Here is a 22381-nt window from a genome sequence, read left to right as displayed (position 1 = left end):
AAAAACGATTTGTCTGTCCTAGGCTCCAATTATTATTTAATAGTCCACTATTTTATTTATCCAATACCTCAAAGAACTTTTTCTTCAGCTTCCNGCTTCCGAATTGTAATTAGTCAAACATCGCTGCCTTACCTAACTCCTTTTTTTCAATCTCAATCAAACCTTCCGTCTGATCAACTTTTATTCCCGTTTACAATCTAACGGGCTGCAAAGGTAACTACTTTTTTATTCCAAACAAGTACTGTTAATAACTTTGTCTTAACAATCTATTAACATTTAAAAACTTGTCGATTTCAACTTTCCGATACACCTTCTGTTTTTATCGGGTTTCAAAATTGCTAAAAATATCTTAAATGGCAAAGCGTATTCTACTAAATAAAGGTTGATTTAAGCTAACCTATTCAAGTTCAATAAGAATAATTTTAAAATAATTATGAGTTATGAATTATGAGTTATGAATTATGAATTATGAATTATGAATTAAATGTAAAAAATGAATCTTCATCATTAATTAGGATCTGTGGAGAAATGAAAACAAGAGTTTTTAAAAGATCTGTCCGTACTAAATATATACTTTTCATACGTTGCTGATACTAATGTCATACTAATGAGTGGGTATATCCATACACTATCCATACACTATTCATACATACTTCATACTATATCCATACTTAACGCATACTACCCTCATACTATCGGCATACTTAAACCATACTTCAGGGTACATTTATTTAGCCCCACAGTTTAAAACGTAGGCTATGCAGATCTGAATCGCATACAAGTTTAACATACTTGGGTTTTGCACAATTCGTTTTCTCTTTCGGTTTCGAGTGTGATGTGATGAATGTTCAGGTGTTCCAATTTATGTTTCAATTCGTGTTTGATTTTGTTTTCTTCGTCAATTGTAATTTCATTCTGCAATACCAGATGAGCGGTAAGTGCATTCTCTGTGGTACTAATTGCCCAGATATGAATGTGGTGCAAGTCCTTTACTCCTGCTATTTTAAGTGCGGCAGTTTTTATATCATCGACATGAATGTTTTCAGGTACACCGTCTAAGGATAAACGTAAACTGTCTTTCAGCAATTTCCAGGTACTGAAAAGAATCACAACAGCTACAAGCATACTCAATGCACTATCAATCCAATACCACTGCGTGTAGAACATGATGATACCACCGATCACTAGTCCAAATGAAACAAGTGCATCGCTCATCAAATGAAAGTAGGCACTTTTAACGTTGAGGTCTTTGTCTTTATCGCGCAGAAACATCAATGCTGTTGCTGCATTGATCACAATACCAATACCGGCAACAATGGCAATGGTTTTGCCCGGCATGGGTTCGGGATTTAAGAAACGGTGTGCTGCTTCGTAGATGATGGCACCGATTGAAACCATCAACACCATAGAATTAAACAAGGCTACCAGTATGGATGTTTTGCGGTATCCGTAGGTATAATTTTCGTTTGCTCTGACTTTTAACATTCGGAACGCCAGCAATGATAAAGCCAGTGAGCCAACGTCTGCCAGGTTATGTCCTGCGTCTGAAAGTAGCGATAATGAATGAATGGAAAGTCCGACGATAACTTCTATCAGTACAAATAAAAAATTGAGTGTGATGCCTACAATAAAAGCGGTGTTGACGTGAGTCAGTACAACGGAATGATTATGGTGGTGGTCGTGATTGTGTTCTGACATAAGCTGCAATGATGATACATTAAAATACGGTTTATTTAATTTAAATCATATGGTCGTGGTTGAATTTAAAGGTTTGGTTGGAAGAAGGGTTGTAAATCCTTTTTATCTGGCTTCGGGATTACAAATCCAATGTCGTTTAGTTAAGCTATAATTAGACATGAACAGTTCTCCTTTCTTACCCGTGATTATCTTTCTTTTTGATTCTTCCGTTCTTTTGCTCCCGCTAAGGCGGGACAGGCTATGATGCATAGGCTAAAATTTTGGTTCATTCCGCGAACGCTACAAAACCGTCCTGAAAAAGGACTAGTTGTAGCGTTCAAAAAGCTCCATGAACCAAAATTTCTTAACGCAATTTGAAATGAGGCCGTTGGGCATTACTAAATCACAACAATAATTTAAGTAGAAACTATTCTTTAACGTTAACTAAACCACAGTGGATTACAAATCCCGAAGAGCTACAAACAAAATCATGTAATACAAATGTGTAAGAGTCTTTTCTACTATGAAACTTTACTGAATCAAAAAGAATTCCCCGTTACGCAACACATATTTCTTTCCAGAAACTGTAATCGTATCACCATCGTTTTTCTTTGCCAAATCCATAATATCTTCGGTAAGAGTATGTATAGAACCACCTGTTTTGTAGGCAAGGTTTATATATTGCTCGTTCACACTATATGCGTCTAATGCACCGCAAACTATTACCCGTACAGGAATTTTCAACTGTTTGATGAGTGCATAATCACGCATGTCGCTGTAGTTGTCTGCAACTAAAATGATTTCTGATACATCATTACGAAGGCTTTCGGCCATAATTAGAGCCTCTACATCGTTTTCCGGAGAATCACCACCGCTACCTTTTGACTGTGCAATACTCATTTGAATGAATACATCCTGCAAATTATTCGATTTAATGGTATAAATTCCTCCAGTATTACCAACTGTTTTTTGGGCATCCCATTTTTGATCCCCATCGTTAAAAAACACGTAACGATTGGTTTCATTCTGCATCTTTTGCATCACCATCCAAATCCCTACTTGACTCATATAAGGTGACATACTGCCCGTCACATCTACTACAATAATCTTACTTTTCCATTGAATTCTGAATCGGTTCAAAACAGCTAATACTGTTTTCTGATCTTTAATAAAGATATCAGGATCCTTTGCCAATTTCTTAGTATAATTTTCACCGGAATTTTCAATACCTGCAAGCTGATTTACATTGATGGAATAATTATACAAGCTGGGATTAGCTGCTGCAATGGAATCTCTGATTTTAGCCATTCGCAATCGGAGTTCCTCTCGTTCTTTTCGTTGCGCCTCAGTAATAAATATGTAGTCGACATTAATAATATACGCATCTGAAGGATTTAATTTGTTCACTATAATATTTTTAAACCCAGGATTATGTAGCTGACTCAGGGTATATTGAAAGCCCAATGGCACAAGCACCTGAGCAAAACCATTCGCGTCCGTTTTACAAGTATAGATGGCAGGATTACTTGCAGTAGTTACTGTAAATGTTTCACCGGCAACAAGGTTGCCATTCAGATCTGTGAATATAAAATTAATTAGTCCCATAGTATTGGATGGGAATTTTTTCCAACTAGGATTTGACGAAAACTTCATTGTGTAATTATAGATTATACCACCCTGGGCAGGTATCGGTAATATAGAATAATCAGGCGCTTCTTTAAAATGCACGATTAGGTCAACTCCTTTTGGAACCAATATTTGCCCCACTCCTTTGGTATCGGTAGTAACAGCGTATTTTTGTTTGGTAACTTTATTCTCAAATGTGATGGATTTTGAAAGTGGCATCATTGAAAAATCTACCAAACTGATATTTAGAAGTACTTCATTCGCGCTTGGTACTATTTTTTCTGATTGTAATGGATCATAAATAATTGGGATTTCAAACTCCTGATAAGGTGTTGTAGGTATGAAAAATGTCTGAGGAACATTTCCATTTCCAAAATAGAGAGCATAATTGGAATTTACTTTTCCTTCAAAAGTAACCATGCCTGCTGTGTCTGTATTCGCTTCTTTAGTAACTGAAAGATCTGTATTAACCAAGCGGACTTTTTTATCTGCTATAGGATCGCCTTTCGCATCTTTAACAGTTAGGATAAGCTTTGTATACCCTGCTTTCATTTCTGTTGTCTGAGCAAACGTATATGCAGATAATACCATACATACAATAACAAATACTGTGTGTTTCATAAAATGAACTTTAATAACATAATTAAGAAATTGAAAAAAGATACTAAATAATTGATACAGATTTATACTTCTCATGCTTGAAAATCTAGTCAATTATAAATGATTGAGTCAGTAGCTAGTTACTCAACAAAAATAAAAAGCGCTTTCTACTTCTCTATAAAGGAAATAAAAAGCGCTTTCATTAATCTTTTACTAATAGTTACGCTGTAATGAAACTGAAATCTTTGATCAGGGTTTCTTTGCGATCCGGGCCAATCGAGATCAATGTGATTGGTAAACCCAATTGAGCTTCGATGAATGCTGAGTAGTCTAACAATTCTTTTGGAAGTGAATCGTAGGTTTCACAGTGTGCAAGATTCTGATTCCAGCCTTTTAATGTTTTGTATACCGGAGTTAATTCTTCTGAACACATATCATATGGCAAGGTGTCGATCACTTCGCCATTTGCTAATTTATAGTGTGTACATACCTGAAGTTCTTCAAATACATTCAACACATCTGCTTTCATCATCAATAAATGTGATACACCGTTGATCATACATGCATATTTCAATGCAGGTAAATCCAACCAGCCACATCTACGCGGACGACCAGTAGTTGAGCCAAACTCATTCCCTTGCTTACGAATTTCTTCGCCAACGGCATCGTTTAATTCAGTAGGGAAAGGTCCACTACCTACACGTGTGCAATATGCTTTGAAAATACCGAAAACATTCCCGATGTGTTTTGGTGCAATACCTAAACCTGTACATGCCCCTGCAACCATGGTGCTAGAAGATGTAACAAACGGATATGAACCAAAATCAATATCTAATAAAGAGCCTTGAGCACCTTCAGCCAGAATCGTTTTCTTTTTTTGAATAGCATCATTAATGAAGTATTCGCTGTCCACCAAATTCATTGTACGCAGGCGTTCAATGTATTTGAAGAATAACGCTTCACGATCTTTCATCGCTGAATAATCATGCTTGTGGTAGTCTAATATTTGCTTGTGAGCATTTACCAACTTTGTATACTTGTCCATAAAATTCGGACTAAGAATATCCCCAACACGTAGGCCTTGTCTGGAAACTTTATCCGTATATGTTGGCCCAATACCACGAAGGGTTGATCCAATTTTATTAGCTCCTTTAGCGGCTTCGTAAGCTGTATCTAACTCTACATGTGAAGGCAGAATTAAAGAAGCTTTTTTAGATATAAATAAATTTTTATTCAGATTTAAATCAAAAGCAGTAAGCTTATCGATTTCTTTTTCAAATAAAGCAATTACATCCAATACTAATCCATTACCAATAAGATTGGTAATATTGGAACGAAATACACCCGATGGTATTTGGTGTAAAACGATTTTGTGTCCATCAAATATCAGCGTATGTCCGGCATTAGGTCCGCCTTGAAAACGCGCAACATAATCATACTTAGGTGCAAGCACATCAACCACTTTACCTTTACCTTCGTCGCCCCACTGCAACCCCAATAATACATCAACTGCCATTTCTTTATTTTGTTAATCTCTGTAATGCTTCTGCTTCGTTGTCAACAATCACAAAAATTGAATTCAATTTTGTGATGATCAATAATTTTTTGATCTGTTCAGATGGGTTGATCAAAACCAACTCTCCACCTTTGTTTCTGAACTTTGTCAATAAGGTAATTAATACACCAATACCACTGCTGTTCATGTAGCGAACCAATGCCAGATCAATTGCACAACGATTGATATTGTCGTTCAATTTTTCACTCACTAAGTCCATTAATTCTAAACCATTACTTTCGCCTATCAAATCGCCTTCTAATTGAAGGAACAAGATATTTTCTTTGATATAAGTATTGTATTTCATGTATTATGTTGATTTATAAATCGATTTATTTTATCCGGAATAAAAATAGAAAAGCTGAATTAACTTTCTATTTGATTTTTTGCAGGCTCATTATTTTTTTTATTCTCGCATGTACTGTTGGTGCAGGCTCCATATAAAATAAGTGAATGGTGCATTACATTAAAATGTAACAACTCACCTACCATTGTCTGAATGTTGTATACACGCGGATCGCAGAATTCAACTACTTTATGGCAATCTGTACAGATCAGGTGATCGTGCTGACGGTATCCAAAAGAACGTTCGTACTGAGCAAGATTTTTACCAAACTGGTGCTTCGTAACCAAATCGCATTCCACCAGAATATCAAGCGTATTATAGACTGTAGCACGGCTCACTCTATAGTTCTTGTTTTTCATACTGATGTATAAATTCTCTACATCGAAATGTCCCACTCTTGAGTAAATTTCTTCCAAAATTGCGAATCGCTCAGGAGTTTTTCTCAAACTCTTATTTTCAAGATATGCTGTAAATATCTTTTTAACCTGCGATAATAACTCTTCTAATGATGACATAAGTATCAAATATACGAATAAAGGGATTCTTATTCCAAATCAACCACTTATACGAGACACACTAATGATATCAGAAATCTCTTTCAGCTTGGAAATGAGGGTGTTTAAGTGTTCTGTACCGTTTACAAATACCATCATTGTCCCTTCAAAAATACCATCATCTGTATCAATTGTAATGGAGCGTATATTTACTTTTAATTGTGTAGAGATAACTTTGGTGACATCGTTTATAATACCAACACGGTCGGCACCAACAATTTTTAAGCCTGTTAAAAAAGCCAATTCCTTCTGAGAAGTCCATTTTGCTTTTACAATGCGGTAACCGTATTGCGACATTAATTCAATTGCATTCGGGCAATTTGTACGGTGTATTTTGATGCCTTCACTTACGGTTACAAAACCAAATACTTCATCTCCCGGAATGGGATTGCAGCATTTGGCTAAGGTATAATCTATTTTATCCAGATTGTCACCAATCAAGATCATGTCTTTATCGGCCCCTTTTACGACCGCCGACTTTTTATCGTGTTCAACATCGATGACACGTTTAGAAGGTTCCGGTTTTTTCTCGGGTTCTTTTAAACGCTTCAGCTGGCTCGGCTGTATAATGTCTTTTGCAACGTTGTAGTAAAACTCCAACGGTGTTTTCACATTAAACAACAACAACATTTTATTGATGGTTTCATTGTTCAGAGGAATTTTCAAATGGCTCAACTTGCGCTCAACCATTGCTTTACCATCCTGAGCAATTGTCTTTTTATCTTCTTTTAGGGATTCTTTTATCTTTGTTCTTGCCTTCGATGTGACAACAAATTTCAGCCAGTCTTCGGAAGGTTTTTGTTTGGCCGAAGTAAGAATTTCAATCTGATCTCCGTTATTTAATTGATAACTCAAGGGAACAAGCTTCTGGTTCACTTTTGCACCCAGACAGTGCTCACCTATTTTTGTATGAATTTCAAATGCAAAATCCAAGGCTGTTGCACCAAACTGCAGCGTTTTTAAATCGCCTTTTGGTGTAAATACAAATACCTCTTCGCTAAATAAATTCTGTCTGAATTCATTTACAAATTCAAGAGCAGAGAAGTCATTGTTTTCAATCAATTCACGCACCTTACGGATCCAGTCTTCAATACCCGAATCTTTAGCTACAGGTTTGTCTTCTTTGTATTTCCAGTGGGCCGCATACCCTTTCTCTGCAATGTCATCCATACGATCTGTACGAATCTGCACTTCTACCCATTGTCCGGTTTTGCTCATTACCGTTGTATGCAATGATTCGTACCCATTCGCTTTGGGTGTACTCACCCAGTCTTTTAAACGATCGGGGTTCGGTTTATAAAAATCGGTTACAATCGAATACGCTTTCCAGCAAACACTTTTTTCTTCTTCTGGTTCTGCCTCCAGGATCAAACGGATCGCAAACAAATCATACACCTCTTCAAAGGGAATGTTTTGTTGCTGCATCTTAGTATGAATGGAATAGATAGATTTTGTGCGGCCTTTGATTTTGAATTTTAAGCCGGCACGTTTTAAAGGAAGTTCAAGCGGACCTGCAAAATCTTTGGTAGTTTTCTCACGGGCGGCATCAGACTTTGCTACCTTATCTGCAACAAAGTTATAGCGTTCGGTATCGGTATATTTTAAATACAGATCTTCCAGTTCCGATTTAATTGCATATAAACCCAGACGGTGCGCCAGAGGTGCATACAAGTACATGGTTTCAGAAGCAATCTTTAACTGCTTATCACGCGGCATACTTTCAAGCGTACGCATGTTGTGTAAGCGATCGGCAAGTTTTACGAGGATAACGCGGACATCTTCAGAGAGTGTCAGAATCATTTTTCTGAAGTTCTCTGCCTGCTGCGAGCTTCCGTGTTCAAACACACCGGAGATCTTTGTCAAGCCATCAATGATGGTGGCCACTTTAGAGCCAAAATCTCTTTCAATGTCTCGTAATTCCAAGTGCGTATCTTCTACTACATCATGCAGTAAAGCAGCAATAATGGATGTTGTACCCAAACCGATTTCTTCAACAGCAATCTGAGCAACGGCTAAGGGATGGTATATATAAGGTTCACCCGATTTGCGACGCATATCTTTATGCGCCTGCACGGATGTAAAAAAAGCTTTTTTTATAATTTTAGCATCGCCTTCCTTCAGTATGGGTTTAGCAGTCCGAAGTAACAAACGATACCTCTTGATTATTTCTTTATTTTCTTTTTCAATATCAATCACCATAACTCCACCGACTAATAATACCTTACTAATTGTTATTCAATAGATAAGCAGTTTCAGCTTTACTCATCACACATTCATAACAGCCTTGTACGTAATTAATGTTCCAAGTAACAAAAATACCCCCTGAAAATTATCAACTGTTTAAAATATTTTTTTTGAATGTATAGTAGTATTATTAAAAAAATTATTCTAAGTTTGCAGTCCCAAATCAGCAATGAGGACGGAAAAATGCTTAGAAGAAGCATAACTTTAAAAGCGGATGTGGCGAAATTGGTAGACGCACTAGACTTAGGATCTAGCGCCGCGAGGCATGGGGGTTCGAGTCCCTCCATCCGCACACAAACACCAACATGTTTTGAAACCCTCGCTTGCTACAAGCGGGGGTTTTGTATTTATTTGTAATTCATCTTAAACTAAACCCATCTACTACCTTGGAAATCGTATTAGACAAAAAAGGCTCTACAGCTGCTACATTAAAAGTAACAATCAAAGCCGATGATTATCAGCCTATCGTTAAAAATAAGTTGAAAGAATATGGTAAAAAAGTTTCCTTGAAAGGTTTCAGACAAGGAAAAGTACCAACGAGTGTAGTTGAAAGAATGTACGGAAAGAGCTTGAAAGTTGATGAGATCAATCAATTATTAACTCAATCTGTAAGTAAATACATCAAAGATGAGAAGCTGAATATCATCGGATTTCCATTACCTGATCAGGCTCAGGCTGCAAAAATTGATTGGGAGAACGCTTCAGAATATGAATTCTTTTATGATCTCGGCTTAATACCGGAATTCAAATACGAATTATCTGATAAGGTTAACGTAAGCAAATACGAAATTCAGGTTGATCCAAAACGCGTTGCGGAAACATTAGACAACATCCGTCGCCAGCAAGGTAAAATGGATGAAGCTGAGAAAGTTGAAGAAGGTGATTACGTGAATGGTGAATTGAAATCTTTAACAACTGAGTTTGCTACATCAACAATGATCCCAACGGAAAAAGTTGAAAAAGCGGAGTTAAAGAAATTCATCGGTAAAAAAACAGGTGATGTAATTGAGTTTGATATTGACAAAGCATTTACGGATAAATCTTCTATTGCACACGTAACGGGATTAACAAAAGAAGAAGCTGAAACAACTTCAGGTAAATTCTCTTTCACAATCACTGGTATCCGTCGTTCGTTCCCTGCTGAAATCAATCAGGAGTTTTTCGATAAAATATTCGGACCTGGAGCAGTAGCTTCTGAAGAAGAATTCAATAAAAAATTAGAAGAAACAATTGCTCAGAATTACAATCGTGAAGCTGAAGTATTGGTTTCAAGAGACGTACGTAAAGAGTTCTTAGCGAACACAAAAGTTGAAATATCTGAAGCGTTTTTAAAGCGTTTTCTTTTGGTAAATAACGAAGGAAAAATCTCTGCTGAACAAATCGATAAAGACCTCAATTTATATCAGGACGACTTAAAATGGTTGTTGATCCGTAACAAAATCGGTGAAGATAACGATGTAAAAGTTGAGCATTCAGAAGTAATCCAACGCACAAAAGAATTGTTCATGCAGCAATTTGGTGGTATGACTTCCCTATCTGAAGAGATGGAAGAAACGATGAACAAACTTGCTGATAACTATCTATCTGCAGAGAACGGCAAAAACTACAACCGTACGTTTGAAGAAGTATATTACAATAAAGTTTTAAAACTTATTGAATCAAAAATAAGCTTCAAAACAAAAAAAATAAGCGTAGATGAATTTGAAAAATTAGTACAAGCAAACTAATTATTCACGATTTGTGTTACAATGAAAAGAAGTCCTTTGTTAAAAGGACTTTTTTTTTACATTTGTACAACGTATACCATTTAAAACACCAAACCAGAATGATCAACCAGAACGAATTCAGAAAATTTGCTGTAAAGGATCAGGGAATCAGTAGCCTTGCCGTTGACAGCTATATCAATCAAATACAAAGCATTGCGCCGAACTACATTGTTGGTATGACTCCAAATGTTGTTGAAGAACGCCAGATGCGTGCAACAGTAATTGACGTTTTCTCTCGTTTAATGGGTGACCGTATTATTTTCCTGGGTACAGGAATTGACGATTACGTAGCGAACGTGGTGAATGCACAGTTGTTGTTCCTTGAATCAGTTGATCCGAAGAAAGACATCATGATGTATATCAACAGTCCGGGTGGTTCTGTATATGCAGGTTTGGGTATTTACGATACCATGCATTACATCAATCCGGATGTATCTACAACATGTGTTGGTCTTGCAGCATCTATGGGCGCTGTATTGCTTTGCGGTGGTGCGGATAAAAAACGTTCAGCACTTCCCCATTCAAGAATCATGATTCACCAGCCATTAGGCGGTGCACAAGGACAAGCATCTGATATTGAAATTACAGCCCGCGAAATATTGAAACTGAAAGCAGAATTGTATGCAATTTTAGCTAAGCACTCAGGAAAAGATATTGAAACGATCGAAAAACATTCAGATCGTGATTATTGGTTGAAAGCAGCGGAAGCAAAAGAATACGGCATCATTGATGAAGTATTGGTAAGAAGCTAATTCATCCTTCCTTTTAAAATTACTTAAAGCAGATAAAAGCATGGACTGTGTTCATGCTTTTATCTGCTTTATACCTAACACAATAGATTTATTCAAACATGGCTCAACAAACCTGTTCTTTCTGCGAAAGACCTAAAAAAGAAGTCGCATTAATGATCACCGGCATACATGCCAACATGTGTGACAAGTGCATCACGCAGTCTTACAATATTTTGCAAGAAGAACTAAAGCAAAAAAGTGCACTTGAGGCAAAGCCAAAGTTTAATCTGATTAAACCTGCTAACATGAAATCCCATCTTGACCAATATGTAATTGGACAGGATGAGGCTAAAAAAGTAATGTCTGTTGCGGTTTACAATCACTACAAACGTTTGATGCAAAGCGAAATAAACGCAGAAGACGATGTACAGATCGAAAAATCCAACATCATTATGGTTGGCGAAACCGGTACAGGAAAGACCTATCTAGCCCGAACATTAGCTAAAATATTACAGGTTCCGTTTTGTATTGCAGATGCTACTGTATTGACGGAAGCAGGTTATGTAGGTGAAGACGTAGAGTCCATCCTTACACGCTTACTACAGGCAGCTAATTATGATGTGGACGCAGCGCAACGTGGTATTGTTTACATTGATGAGATCGATAAGATTGCACGCAAAAGCGACAATCCATCTATCACCAGAGATGTAAGCGGTGAAGGTGTTCAACAAGCATTATTGAAATTATTAGAAGGCAGTGTTGTTAATGTTCCGCCACAAGGAGGAAGAAAACATCCTGACCAGAAGATGATTGCGATAAATACAGAGAATATACTTTTTATATGCGGTGGTGCATTTGACGGTATTTCCAGAATTATTGCAAACCGTTTAAATACGCAACCAATTGGCTTTAAAACGAAGGATGACACGGATGATATCAATTTTGATAATCTTCTTCAGTATGTAACAGCCTTAGATTTAAAGACTTTCGGATTAATTCCGGAATTAATTGGTCGTTTGCCATTGGTATCGTATCTGGATCCATTGAATGAGGAAATGCTGTTGGAAATTCTGACGCAGCCTAAAAATGCCATTGTAAAGCAATATCAAAAATTGTTCAAAATGGAAGACATTGCCTTAACGTTTGAAAAAGATGCTTTAATTTATATAGTAGAAAAGGCAATGGCATTTAAATTGGGTGCCAGAGGTTTACGTTCTATCTGTGAAGCTATCATGACAGACGCTATGTTTGATCTACCATCGGCTGAGATCCCTCAAAAGACGTTTGTTGTGACGTATGAGTACGCAAAAGAAAAGTTGGACCGATCTAAGTATAAGAAGCTCAAAGTGGCTTAAGGATCGTTTATATTGAATTTAAAAGACCTCTGTAGAAATACAGAGGTCTTTTTTGTTTTATGCGGATGCAGACAGCTATTTTGGTCCCAACTGGTATATAGTTACCTCTATAAAGGTAACTATATACCAGTTGGGACAAAGCCTATCTATCAATAAGTTATTATAAATGAATAGATTACAAATGTAAAAGGTAGTTTGAGGGGAATTTGCAGAATAGGTTATACAAAACCTTTAGTGTAATCTCTCGTTCAAATTGGAGTTAAATGTTTATTAACCTGTTTATAAATATTCTAAATTACTATCAACTTACACTAAATTATGTAATATTTATCTATAATTACATAATAATTACGGCATGTATACGTTGTAACTTACTGGCGATCTGATGTATGAAAATGTCAAGTATATACTAAATATATTTAGTAATTATATATCAAAATATATTGATATCAATTATAATTGATTAATTTTGTGAGTCTATAAAATACTATTTAGACTAATTGTAAATAGTATTTACATAAGATAAATTGAGCATACTAAAAACTACAAGAAAATGGAAAACCGCGCGTCAATAATAGACAATTCTATTTCTAAGCAATATGCTGAAGAATTAGAGAAATTAGCTTCCGAAGATGGTTGTGATTCTATAAGATTTTTTATTGCACCTGATAAAAATGTTTCAGTAGAATCAGTAATTGAAGATGCTAGAGCATTCTTTATGGCCATAAAAAATACTACAGATTCTGATATGGAGCTTATTCACCATTCTAAATAATATTTACGATTATATTCAATAATTTTATTTTTAATGGCTTATTTATTAGATGTAGTAAGAAGTGGCATTACACTATCTCACGATTTATCAAAAAGAAAAGAAGGAGAAATTTATCAAGCTTCAACAATACCTGGAATTTTACAATTAAATACAAATGCCTTATCTGATATCGTATTAGAGCATTTAAAATTAGTTAACAGTCCAATTAAGGAGATTATCATAAGAAAGTATCACCACTTTCCTACTAGTAATGTTTATGGAATTCTTAAGGTAAAAAGGAATACTGCTGAAATTATTGTTAATGGGAAACTTAATGATTGTTGGACACGCTTTACCATATGCAAAGAATTAATGCAACTTTATATTGATTCTCAAAAAGGTGTTCAGAAAGGATATAATCCTTGCGATATTAAAAGTCAAATATCTGATTTAGTTAATATTCAAGATAAATATATAAAGAACACCTATAATGCAAGTTTTGGTAATTCTTTAGATCCTTTTTCTGATGAATCTTCTACTGAATTTTCTGCTATTACAATGGCGATAGACATAATATTTCCATTTAGCCATCAAGAAATTACAACAACAGCCATTATGGAGATATTAGATGATGGTACTGTTAGTTATTATGATGTTGCAAAAGTTCATAAAATGCCCGAGTTTGTAATAAAGGCTTACCATAAAACATTTCACAATATTTCAATTTCTATTAAATAATAAAAAAGCCTCTGATTACTCGGAGGCTTTTTTATTGTCTTTGTTTTTTGGTTTCAGAAACGAGGCTTTAATTACGTCCTCAAACGTCCCCTTCACCTTCAATTTAGCATCGTATTTGTCTGCCCTTTTCTTGGGTTCTTTTTTCTCTTTTGCCATACTACAAGTTACGAAATAAGTTTAGAATAAGTCAAACGTCTACCGCTTACATTTTTGATAGCAAGTTCAAAACGGTCACCATCTTTTACCTTACGAGTGTTATAACGGTAGCTAAATTCAGCGCAGTAACGGTTTAAGTGTTTAGGGCTAACGTTATGGTAGATACCGATAATACCCCTTTTAAGTAAAGACCAATACCCTTCTAATGTGTTTGTATAGTCAACGCCTCTAACGTATTCTTTAGCACTATGATTTATCGTTCTGTGGTCGTAGTATAAAGATAAACCGTGGTAAGCTTTGTTTTCATCTGATACCATAATGGAATCAAACTTAACGTTCTTTCTGATTAAAGGCTTTAGCGTTGCTCCTGTTGTATTCTTAACAACTTGCGCACGAACTACACCACCACGTTGTAAAACTCCAAATACAGGCGTTTTGCCAGCTCCACCAGTGCTGTTTTCTTTCTTCTTATTGTTATGGCGGTTTTGATTCTTACCACCGATATATGTTTCATCAACCTCAACTGTACCATCTAATAATTCAGGTGCATTTTCATTCAGCATTTCACGTACTCTGTGTAGTAAAAACCAAGCTGTTTTTTGAGTGATATTCAAATCACGGCTTAATTGAAGTGAAGAAATACCTTTTTTGTGTGCTGTTCCTAAGTAGATAGCTGCGAACCAAAGACGTAAAGAGATCTTAGTATTTTCGAATATCGTTCCGGTTGTTACTGTAAACTTCTTAGCGCAGTCCTTATCAGCACATTTGTAGCCTCTGTTAGTAGTATACACCTTTTCATTACCGCAATGAGGGCAACATACAGCCCCACCACTCCATCTTGTCTGTACTAAGTACTGAATACAAGTAGATTCTTCTTCGAAGTGGTCTAGTAGTTGAATAAGGCTTTTAAATTGAGTTACCATAATTGTACCGTTTTGTTGATACAAATATACATCTTGTCCCAATAACTACCTAATATTATTTAATATATTTTTGTATGTTAGGGGTTTGAACCTCTAAACTTTTAAATTATGGATGATGAAATAACAAAACAAATGCAAATACACTCTATGGAGATAAGAGGGCACTATTTGAATGAATTTATTTTTATTGAAAGGTTAATAGATGAATATCTCACTAGACACTTTTGTGACGAAGCACATAAAAAGAAAGAACTATTTGAGTATATAATGTGTGAGAATGTAGCTTTTGAGCCTAAAAGACTTCTTTTATGGTATGTTATGGAAAAATATGACAATGAAATTTACATTAAACATAAATCAAAATCAGAAGACTTAACCTTTTTAATGACTACTAGAAATAAGTTAGCTCATTGGATGCTAGATACATCAGGTGAAGCTCATGAATTATATGTGAGTAAAAGTAAATTGAGACTTCTTAGATTTAAAAATAAGGTAAATGAATTTGAAATAACTGATGCAGTTATTGAAAGTCTTGATAAGATGCTTACTGGAAATAGGGATATGATGGCTGAATTACTAGAAAAAACAAACCCTACTTCATCAGACTAAGCTACGTCGCGCCGCTCAAAGCCCTCATTTGAAGTAGGATCAATGCAAATATACAACTATTTCACAAATGTAAACAGTACATACCAGTTATTTTTCAGACCTTTAACTCATTTAGTCCCAAGTGGTATATAGTTACCTCTATAAAGACCCACACAAATGTAAATTATTGCAGTTTACAGGTTAAATTTTTACATCAAATCCATTCGATTATATCTCTTACAATTGTAAAAACAGACTTTCAATGTGTATTTGGTGATTTGTTTTTTCATATAAGTCTGTTAAGTAATACTTAAAACTATACTATTTAAAGTAAAATGTACGCACTGCTGTTGTAGTATAGTATAAAATAGTGCGTTTTTGATGCATATGAATACTATTTACATTTGTAATTACAATTGTAAATTAAGTTTACATATGTAATTACAAATGTAAATTACATATGTATATAATTGTAATTCAGGTATTTAAATATTTAATAGTAAAGTTACAAAAGTAATCATTAAAACTATTACATTTGTAAATACAGTTTACAACATGGAAGAATCAATTGTAGAGCGAGTCCTTATCCTAATGAAAAATTATGAGCTCACAGCCTCAGAATTTGCGGATAAAATAGACGTACAGCGCTCCAGTATGTCGCATTTGGTGTCCGGGCGGAATAAACCCAGCCTGGACTTTATACAGAAGATATTAAACAATTTTTCAGACCTCAATCCTACCTGGTTAATTATGGGAACTGGACCAATGAAACAATTAGATTTATTCGATACAAAGGGAGACGTAGCTCCTATACAGCCAATACCGGCAGAAAATTTTCGCGTAGAACCGCCTGTAGCAGCTCAACCGATCGCTAAGCCATCTATATCCGATGATGATCAAGCGAATGCTCCAGACTCTAAAAAAGTTATGTACACTCAATCTGCGCCAACATTCGCTGCAGTACCAGAGATCAAAGAACATATACACGCAGAAATACCTAAGGCTGAACCTCTTCAGCCTATTCATGAACCTGTAGCTGTTATTCCAGGTCCGTCTGTATTAGCCGGTAAAGCGACTTCTAGCGCTCAGGAAATCCCTGCAAACTCTCCTAAAGTCACTCAGGAAGCTACTCAGAGAGAAAATTCTGTTCAAAATGATAAAAAAGTCGTAAAAATTGTCTTCTTTTATTCCGATAATACATTTGAGACATTCAATCCGAATTAATATTCTTAACCAATTTTCAATAAAAATTCAAAATGTTAAGGTTCAGTAGTTTAATTTTTATCATTCTTCTTTTAGTGTGTTCTTGTAAATCTCGCAAGGATAAACTTATGTCCTTACAGTCTGAAAAGAAACTCAGAGTTGTTAAGCACAAAAATCAAAATACCACGCTTGAAAACAGTGATTTTTTATATAATGAGGAGAGTGATGAAGCCTTAAAAGAGCAATACAAACAGAACAAAACCAAACGTAAAGAATTAGAAAAATTCCAGCCTTCACGTAGGGGCAATAATGAGGAGTTTGAAAAGAAAAAGAAGAAACCAAAGGCACCGAAAACGTATTATTAGTAGTCAGTAGACAGTTGTCAGTGGTCAGAATCGAAGTATGTTATAAGTAATAGGTATTAAGTTTTAAGAAGTTGATCAATAGTTGATTTATTCAGAATTAATAGATTTTACCAGCTCATATCAATAAAAAAGTCTCCTGCGAATTTGCAGGAGACTTTTTTATTGTATTTTTTACTGACCACTGTCTATTATTCGTTGCTCAGGATCTTTACTTCTGTTCGTCTATTTTGTTGTTTGTGTTCAGGAGTGTCGTTTGGTTCAATCGGTTTGGTTTCCCCATAGCCTTTCCAGGTAAGTCTGGCTGGGTTTATCCCCTTCGCTATTAAGTAATCCACTACTGCTTTTGCTCTGCTGTCTGATAACTTCATATTGTGATCATCATTGCCATCCGAATCTGTATGTCCGGAAAGTTCGATCTTAAGGTTCGGATTGTTTCTCATAATCTCAACAAGTTTATCCAACTCCTGAACGGATTCAGGTCGCAGTGTAGCCTTATCTACATCAAAGAATACGTTATGCAGAATGATTGAGGTATTTATCTTAAGCTTATTCATACAAATGGTATCAACAAGTTCTATGTATCCATCTTCTAAAGGGAAGTTGATGTTTTTGGATTCGAATAAATACCCGCTTGCTTCAACTGAAATACCATAATTCTTCCCTGCCGGAAGAGAGACTGTATATTTACCTGTAAAGCTGTTGGAGTTGAATACGCCCACAATTTTTTGTGTTGACAGATCTGTCACAAAGATTGTTGCAGTTACCGGATGTTTATCTTCGCAGGCAACGATCTGTCCTTTAAATAAAACCGTAGGTGCTTTCTTAGCTGTTTCACGTTCTAATACATAGATGTCCTTATCTCCGTAGCCACCTTCTCTTATAGAAGAGAAATAAGCTCTTTTCCCATCTGCAGACCACACGAAGAATACGTCGTCGTCGGCAGTATTGATCGGGTATCCGATGTTCTGAGGCGGAGTTAGTACTTCACCTGTTTCTAAGTCAATGGTACAATAAAAGATATCGTATCCACCCATAGATTTATGACCTTTCGAGCTGAAATATAAGGTCTTTCCATCTGCGTGAATGAACGGTGCGTCTTCGTCTTTAGGAGTATTGATCGACGGACCCAATAAAATTGCAGGACCGTAATCACCGTTGTCTTTCATGCGCACCATGTAGATGTCTGTTCCACCTAAACCGCCTTTGCGATTACTTGTAAAGAAGATGGATTTTTCATCTGCAGAAATTGATGCACTTGGCTCCCAATACGGAGTATTTATAGTAGTACCTAATCTTTTCGGGTTTTCCCATACAGTACCGTGCTCCTTACTTGAATATAAGTCGCCGCCATCTGTACCAGAGTGACGATACATAATCAGTTCCATACCATCCGGAGATAAGGCAACACAAGCATCATGAGATTCTGTATTTATTCCGTTACCAATATCAATCGGATCTGTCCATTCATTGTCTTTAATTCTGTTCGACTGATATATATCTTCATAAAACATACCGTCTTCCATATCTTTGCCTCCTCCGGTTGTATTCGCGCGGCGGGAAGTAAATAATAATTCTGTTTCATCTGCAGAAATTACTGGTGCATAATCCGGGTATTCAGAATTGATAACAGGTCCAAGGTTTGTAATTTTTACTTTAACCGGATTTTTGATCAGCTCCATACCTGTTTTGCAGTTCGCAATGTATTGATGCATTTCAAAGTATTCAGGCTCTTCCGGATCCAGAGTTTGCTGATATTCTCTATATAGTGTGATGGCTAATTCAAATTTGTGCTGCAAGTGAAATGCACGAGCATAATAAAATTTTAATATGGGATCTTTTGAACCTACTTTAGCATTATCCAAGTATGGATAAGCAGCCAGTTCATTTTTTGTTTTGAAATAACATGTAGCAATATTAAAAGCCAGCTTATAATCTGTGGTATCAACTTTCCAGGCCTCTAAGAAAAATGGAAGTGCTTGGTGGTACTCTTCCAGGTCATAATGTTCTTTTCCTCTTTTAACATTTTTATCATAATTTCCTGGGATAACCTGAGCAAAAACACTCCCACAAAAAACTGAAAACAACGCTACAATTAGATACTTTCTCATCTTATGTTAACTTATATAAGTCCAAGTTAATATAATAAACAGACAAAAAAAAGGATATTGCATAGCAACATCCTTTTTTAAGTATCTCTTAATTAGAAAGGTTAGTATTGAAAGTGCAGTTTCTCGTTTTTATTCCCATTAAAATGGACTTTCATCACTCCATTTTGGCCTTCCATATGCGTTCTCTTCATCTTCTTTCCATCCAAATGCTCTAATACATATTGTTTAAGCGCAATATTGGAACTCGAAATTTCACCCACATGAATGATATTGTTTTCATCAACTGAATACGATATCATAACTGCTTCACTAGTTCCATCCAATATGTAAGAAGGATATCCAAGCATGTTGCTGATTTTTTCTGCCAATTCTACCTTAGAAGCAGCGGATTTTTTATGTGATGTCTTAGTTGTTGCTCTCTTTGCTGCAAATGCAGAGGTAGTTCCCAACAAAAAGATCGAAGCGATTATTATGGCTATATTTTTCATGGTTACAATTATTTAATGGTTATTTAACAATTTAATAACATTCAATTACATGAAGATAACGAAACCCTAATTAAAACGTTTCATTTTCAATGTTATCATTTCGGAATTTTGAAAATGATAACATTGGAAGTGATTAGAAGCTCAAACTATAAATTAAAAAGACGCAATAAATTGCGTCTCTCCTATTTTTAATAATATTATTAAAGCATGAATTTTATAATAAAACAAAGATTTTTTATTGAATATTAGATATTTATCTAAATTAAATTATGGATTTTGATAAAATACTTCTATTTTAGTATTACTTAAACGATTAAGAACTATGAAAAAGATTGTATACATATTAACAGTAGTTTTTGCATTGTCAGCAATCGCTGCTTCTGCCGCTCCAGGCAAACCTGCAGGGAAACATAAGAGTCACAAAAAAGCTAAGAAGAAAAAGTCTGACTATATGTTCAACTTTCAAAACTAATATAATAAAAAGGTCCCGTTGTAAACGGGACCTTTTTATTATACCTCATCCCCAACCCTTCTCCTTCAGGAGAAGGGAGTTACAATATTTTTATTTCAAGTCTTCTATTTTTTTGACGGCCTTCTTCCGTTGTGTTATCTGCAACCGGACTGCTTGCTCCATATCCTTTGTAGGTAATGAATGTTGATTTGATCCCCTTTGATATCAAATAATCATATACGGCTTTTGCTCTCATTGTTGATAGCGTCATATTGGATTCTGCAGACCCAACATTATCGGTATATCCGGAGAGTTCTATGCGTTGATTGGGATTGAGATTAATAAATGCAATCAGTTTATTTAATTCAACAAGTGATTTATCTTCCAGCTTATATGAATTTGTTGGAAAGAAAATATTATTGAGTGTTACATGTGATCCGGTTTTGATAGGTGTTAAATAAACATCCAGGGTTAATGGATTGAAGTCTTTTGCTACTCTATAATCAAAGTTCAAAGATTCAAATAAATATTGTTTTTTATTTACGTATACCGCATACTCTTTACCTTCTGTTATAACAACCGTATACTGTCCTGTTATGCTATCAGACATAACAGATTGTGTTACTTTACCTGAAGCAATATCAATCAGCTCTACACGTGCTCCCAATGGTTTCTTCGTTTGCTTATCATAGATATGACCTTGTGCAAACGTACTTAACTTTTCAGGTTTAAATGCATCCGGCATATCAAATTCATACATTACAATTCCGGTGGTGTAATTCACTTCACCTTTAAAACGGGAATAATATCCTTTTTTTCCATCAACAGTAATAAATAATGTTTCATCATTTAGATATGTGTTCAGCGGATAACCTAAATTCTTAGGTACGGACCAGCTAGTATCAGAACCGGAAGAATAAAATATATCCAAGCCCCCTAACCCCATCCATCCATCTGAGGAAAAATAAAGTGTTCTACCATCCGCATGAATGAAAGGAGAATAATCTGTGCCCGAGGTATTAATTTTAGGTCCAGCATTTACTGCAGGAAGCCAATCACCCTGATCGTTCATATGTGAAATATAAATATCCTCTTTCCCATAGCCTCCCTTTCGTGCAGAAGTAAAATAGAGGGTACGGCCATCTGCAGATAAACAAGGATGTGAATCCCAGTCCGTACTATTGATCGCAGAACCAACATTGGTAGGTTTTGACCATACTCCATTCACTTTGTTTGATATGTATATATCACATGAACCTAACCCATCTGCTTTGCCGCAAGCAACAAATACCAGCGAGTTCCCGTCCATTGAAATGGAACATGTACCTTCATTTGCAACAGGACTATTGATATTTGAAGAAATTGAAACGGGCTCTGTCCATGCATTATCCTTATATGTTGAAACAAGAATATCTTCCTGATCCTGGCGCGACAAGCCTGTCAATTTTGTAAAATACAATGTTTGGCGATCTGCTGTCAGTACGGGATGAGATTGAGAAAAGAATGTATTAAGCGGAGGTCCCATTAAGACCGGTTTAAAATCAACCGGATGCTTCATCAATTCAATTGCATAGTCACATTTAGTAATGTAAAGAGGTGCCTGATCCACAATTCTTTTATCGGTTGGCAGAACAGCCAGGGACTGTTGAAAATAACGTTTTGCTTTTTCATACTTTCCTTCTTCATAATTCAATCCTGCAGCAGTAAAATACATTCCTGCAAATGATTTAACAGAAGGGTACATATCAGAAGCTTTGCTAAAATATCTTCGAGCGGAAGTTTTATCACCCATTGCCATATATAAACCGCCGGCTTTTAAATATGCCTCCACAAAACCTGTATCCTTTTGAATAATTGTATTCAATAAGTTAATTGCTTCACTCCATCTGCGCTCCTTCTGAAGCAATTCTGCCTGGTGATATGCTTCTATTGATTTTTTATTTTTGGTGTGCAGATCAGCTGATGGTGTTTGCGCTTTAACACAGATACCGATAAACAGAGTAAAAATTGCTGCTATTACTTTAAGTTTATTCATATTTTATAAGTAAAGGAGTACATAATATAGGTAAACTTATTGAAAATTGATTTCAGGAAAAAGGTATTGCGTTTAATATGTGCTTTTCTAAAAGATTTTATCAACTGTGATTAGAATT

20 protein-coding genes and 1 tRNA gene are annotated in these 22381 nt (G+C 35.6%); 10 read left to right on the top strand and 11 right to left on the bottom strand.

The genetic code is table 11. From position 1 onward, the window contains the following. Positions 1 to 783 precede the first annotated feature (783 nt). The 6 genes from A3EE_RS0118975 to A3EE_RS0118945 form a co-directional block, all read right to left on the bottom strand. Positions 784 to 1698 carry a cation diffusion facilitator family transporter gene (locus A3EE_RS0118975; RefSeq protein ID WP_018345028.1) on the bottom strand — a complete coding sequence of 305 codons (915 nt, stop codon included), beginning with the start codon at positions 1696 to 1698 and terminating at the stop codon, positions 784 to 786. Positions 1699 to 2208: 510 nt separating this feature from the next. Then, positions 2209 to 3924, bottom strand: a complete 1716-nt coding sequence (locus A3EE_RS0118965; RefSeq protein ID WP_018345027.1) for a carboxypeptidase-like regulatory domain-containing protein — start codon at positions 3922 to 3924, stop codon at positions 2209 to 2211. A 199-nt stretch (positions 3925 to 4123) separates the two neighbouring features. Continuing rightward, a complete protein-coding gene (locus A3EE_RS0118960) occupies positions 4124 to 5419 on the bottom strand; it encodes an adenylosuccinate synthase (RefSeq protein WP_018345026.1) in 1296 nt (431 codons plus the stop codon). A gap of 4 nt (positions 5420 to 5423) precedes the next feature. Further along, positions 5424 to 5765 (bottom strand): STAS domain-containing protein, encoded by a 342-nt coding sequence (locus A3EE_RS0118955; RefSeq protein ID WP_018345025.1) that lies wholly within the window; start codon positions 5763 to 5765, stop codon positions 5424 to 5426. Positions 5766 to 5824: 59 nt separating this feature from the next. Continuing rightward, complete coding sequence (locus tag A3EE_RS0118950; RefSeq protein WP_018345024.1) at positions 5825 to 6319, bottom strand: Fur family transcriptional regulator; 495 nt, start codon at positions 6317 to 6319, stop codon at positions 5825 to 5827. A gap of 39 nt (positions 6320 to 6358) precedes the next feature. Then, complete coding sequence (locus A3EE_RS0118945; protein WP_018345023.1) at positions 6359 to 8557, bottom strand: RelA/SpoT family protein; 2199 nt, start codon at positions 8555 to 8557, stop codon at positions 6359 to 6361. Positions 8558 to 8812: 255 nt separating this feature from the next. On the opposite strand from A3EE_RS0118945, the gene A3EE_RS0118940 reads away from it, so the two are divergent. The 6 genes from A3EE_RS0118940 to A3EE_RS0118915 all read left to right on the top strand — a co-directional run bounded on the left by A3EE_RS0118940 (position 8813) and on the right by A3EE_RS0118915 (position 13946). After that, positions 8813 to 8894 (top strand) — tRNA-Leu (locus tag A3EE_RS0118940). 94 nt (positions 8895 to 8988) lie between these two features. Continuing rightward, positions 8989 to 10329: a trigger factor gene (tig, locus tag A3EE_RS0118935; RefSeq protein WP_018345022.1), complete on the top strand. Its 1341-nt coding sequence runs from the start codon at positions 8989 to 8991 to the stop codon at positions 10327 to 10329. 98 nt (positions 10330 to 10427) lie between these two features. After that, positions 10428 to 11120, top strand: coding sequence for an ATP-dependent Clp protease proteolytic subunit (locus A3EE_RS0118930; RefSeq protein ID WP_018345021.1), 693 nt, complete (start codon positions 10428 to 10430; stop codon positions 11118 to 11120). Between the two features lie 98 nt (positions 11121 to 11218). Further along, the gene (clpX, locus tag A3EE_RS0118925; protein WP_018345020.1) at positions 11219 to 12454 is read left to right on the top strand and encodes an ATP-dependent Clp protease ATP-binding subunit ClpX; all 1236 of its coding nucleotides are present in this window, start codon (positions 11219 to 11221) and stop codon (positions 12452 to 12454) included. A gap of 553 nt (positions 12455 to 13007) precedes the next feature. After that, the gene (locus tag A3EE_RS0118920) at positions 13008 to 13229 is read left to right on the top strand and encodes a hypothetical protein (protein ID WP_018345019.1); all 222 of its coding nucleotides are present in this window, start codon (positions 13008 to 13010) and stop codon (positions 13227 to 13229) included. Positions 13230 to 13262: 33 nt separating this feature from the next. After that, positions 13263 to 13946 carry a hypothetical protein gene (locus A3EE_RS0118915; protein WP_018345018.1) on the top strand — a complete coding sequence of 228 codons (684 nt, stop codon included), beginning with the start codon at positions 13263 to 13265 and terminating at the stop codon, positions 13944 to 13946. Between the two features lie 15 nt (positions 13947 to 13961). Here the strand turns inward: A3EE_RS0118915 and A3EE_RS21920 are convergent, their stop codons facing one another. Both A3EE_RS21920 and A3EE_RS0118905 read right to left on the bottom strand, forming a co-directional pair. Continuing rightward, positions 13962 to 14102, bottom strand: coding sequence for a hypothetical protein (locus tag A3EE_RS21920; protein WP_018345017.1), 141 nt, complete (start codon positions 14100 to 14102; stop codon positions 13962 to 13964). 8 nt (positions 14103 to 14110) lie between these two features. Next, positions 14111 to 15067, bottom strand: a complete 957-nt coding sequence (locus tag A3EE_RS0118905; protein ID WP_245553868.1) for an IS1595 family transposase — start codon at positions 15065 to 15067, stop codon at positions 14111 to 14113. 66 nt (positions 15068 to 15133) lie between these two features. On the opposite strand from A3EE_RS0118905, the gene A3EE_RS0118900 reads away from it, so the two are divergent. From A3EE_RS0118900 to A3EE_RS0118890, 3 genes are all read left to right on the top strand, one after another. Next, the gene (locus A3EE_RS0118900) at positions 15134 to 15634 is read left to right on the top strand and encodes a hypothetical protein (RefSeq protein WP_018345015.1); all 501 of its coding nucleotides are present in this window, start codon (positions 15134 to 15136) and stop codon (positions 15632 to 15634) included. Positions 15635 to 16204: 570 nt separating this feature from the next. Next, positions 16205 to 16837 (top strand): helix-turn-helix domain-containing protein, encoded by a 633-nt coding sequence (locus A3EE_RS0118895; protein ID WP_245553867.1) that lies wholly within the window; start codon positions 16205 to 16207, stop codon positions 16835 to 16837. 107 nt (positions 16838 to 16944) lie between these two features. Further along, complete coding sequence (locus tag A3EE_RS0118890; RefSeq protein ID WP_018345013.1) at positions 16945 to 17181, top strand: hypothetical protein; 237 nt, start codon at positions 16945 to 16947, stop codon at positions 17179 to 17181. 188 nt (positions 17182 to 17369) lie between these two features. Here A3EE_RS0118890 and A3EE_RS0118885 read toward each other — a convergent pair whose 3' ends face one another. After that, positions 17370 to 19289, bottom strand: coding sequence for an OmpA family protein (locus A3EE_RS0118885; protein ID WP_018345012.1), 1920 nt, complete (start codon positions 19287 to 19289; stop codon positions 17370 to 17372). Positions 19290 to 19390: 101 nt separating this feature from the next. Next, positions 19391 to 19777 (bottom strand): hypothetical protein, encoded by a 387-nt coding sequence (locus A3EE_RS0118880; protein WP_018345011.1) that lies wholly within the window; start codon positions 19775 to 19777, stop codon positions 19391 to 19393. A 322-nt stretch (positions 19778 to 20099) separates the two neighbouring features. Here A3EE_RS0118880 and A3EE_RS22025 point away from each other — a divergent pair, with 322 nt between their 5' ends. Then, positions 20100 to 20249: a hypothetical protein gene (locus A3EE_RS22025; protein ID WP_018345010.1), complete on the top strand. Its 150-nt coding sequence runs from the start codon at positions 20100 to 20102 to the stop codon at positions 20247 to 20249. Positions 20250 to 20328: 79 nt separating this feature from the next. Here the strand turns inward: A3EE_RS22025 and A3EE_RS0118870 are convergent, their stop codons facing one another. Next, positions 20329 to 22263 carry an OmpA family protein gene (locus tag A3EE_RS0118870; RefSeq protein ID WP_018345009.1) on the bottom strand — a complete coding sequence of 645 codons (1935 nt, stop codon included), beginning with the start codon at positions 22261 to 22263 and terminating at the stop codon, positions 20329 to 20331. Positions 22264 to 22381 lie beyond the last annotated feature (118 nt).

The organism is Cytophaga aurantiaca DSM 3654 (genome assembly GCF_000379725.1).
Classification (GTDB): Bacteria; Bacteroidota; Bacteroidia; order Cytophagales; family Cytophagaceae; genus Cytophaga; species Cytophaga aurantiaca.
The sequence above is the reverse complement of the archived record's forward strand: the minus strand, read 5'-3'. Positions and strand labels throughout refer to the sequence as shown.